The organism is Bacillus bingmayongensis (assembly GCF_000299035.1).
Taxonomy (GTDB): Bacteria; Bacillota; Bacilli; order Bacillales; family Bacillaceae_G; genus Bacillus_A; species Bacillus_A bingmayongensis.
Genome location: NZ_AKCS01000077.1, coordinates 1 through 1,060, shown reverse-complemented (window position 1 = coordinate 1,060; position 1,060 = coordinate 1). Strand labels below are relative to the sequence as shown.

1 protein-coding gene and 1 pseudogene are annotated in these 1,060 nt (G+C 26.8%); both read right to left on the bottom strand.

Features of this window, described 5'->3' with window-relative positions; genetic code table 11:
• Positions 1 to 221: 221 nt before the first annotated feature.
• Positions 222 to 425 (bottom strand): DUF4177 domain-containing protein, encoded by a 204-nt coding sequence (locus Y7E_RS0106885; protein WP_017150549.1) that lies wholly within the window; start codon positions 423 to 425, stop codon positions 222 to 224.
• Between the two features lie 295 nt (positions 426 to 720).
• Positions 721 to 1,029: pseudogene (locus Y7E_RS29375) on the bottom strand (MerR family transcriptional regulator); the annotation flags it as partial.
• Positions 1,030 to 1,060 lie beyond the last annotated feature (31 nt).

Here is a 1,060-nt window from a genome sequence, read left to right as displayed (position 1 = left end):
TTGTCTATGAGTATAGTGGATTGAGAAAACAAAAGAAAGCTGCATAATTTTTAAAAACGATACCTATCTAGGTTTATTTGGTATGCTCATTTTTAAGAACACAAAATATTTTAAGGTTTTTTTCGTTTATATGAACGAAAGTTCATTGTATTTCCGCTCTTAAGTTGATGGACATGTATAGTAACCCCAAATAGATCAAAAAACATTATTTTTAATCCAATTTAATTTTCTATTTTTCTTTCAAAAATTAATTCAAAATATTCTAAACTCCCGTATTCAAAAGTTCCAGGACTAAAAATTTGAGATAATTTCCAACCATTTTCTGCATGTTCTTTTATAATCTCACGATAATCTCTTTTTGATTCTAAATTAATATTTAATATATTCCCCTTAAGTTCTACTTTTACAAATTTATACTCATACATATTAACACTCCTCTTCAAAAGAATAATCAAATAATTATACCATGAATGGATATAATTATTTGATTATTGTAACATTTTAAACAGTAAAATACTTACTAATAAAGAAAGTGTTAAAATTCATAATTTCCAATCAAATAAATACGAATAAAAAAACAAAACACTTAAATATTACATATTAATAACAAGGGAATGCTTGTATACTAATCCGTAATGCATTCCCTTATTCTATATGTATGGCTATAGTTCTATTCTTCTTTTTCCGACATTAGAACCCTACAAAGAATAGCAACCACATTTAATTTTTAAACAAACCGAAAAAGCCTTTCCGTTTTTGTTTCTGATTTTTCTTCTGCATATCTCTAATGTTTTCAAGCAATAACTGATCTCGCTTCTCTAGCTTCTTCTCTATAAAAACTTCTAATTCACTGTTTTTACCTTCTACTTCAGTTAATTTTTTCTCCGTATTCGCTAAATGCTCTTTTGTTGTAACCAATTCATTCGTAATTTCTTGTAATTTTTGAACGAGTGCTTGATTGAATTGATTTTGTAACTGCTGATTTTCTAATACTTCATTCAATTTCTTTTCTAATTCTGATTTTGGTTCTGTTGCGAAGTTTTGTTAAGGTTAAGTGGTG

Excerpts from the sequence above, each read along its gene's own strand:
- Y7E_RS0106885 (WP_017150549.1), bottom strand. The coding sequence starts at position 425 with ATGTATGAGTATAAATTTGTAAAAGTAGAACTTAAGGGGAATATATTA.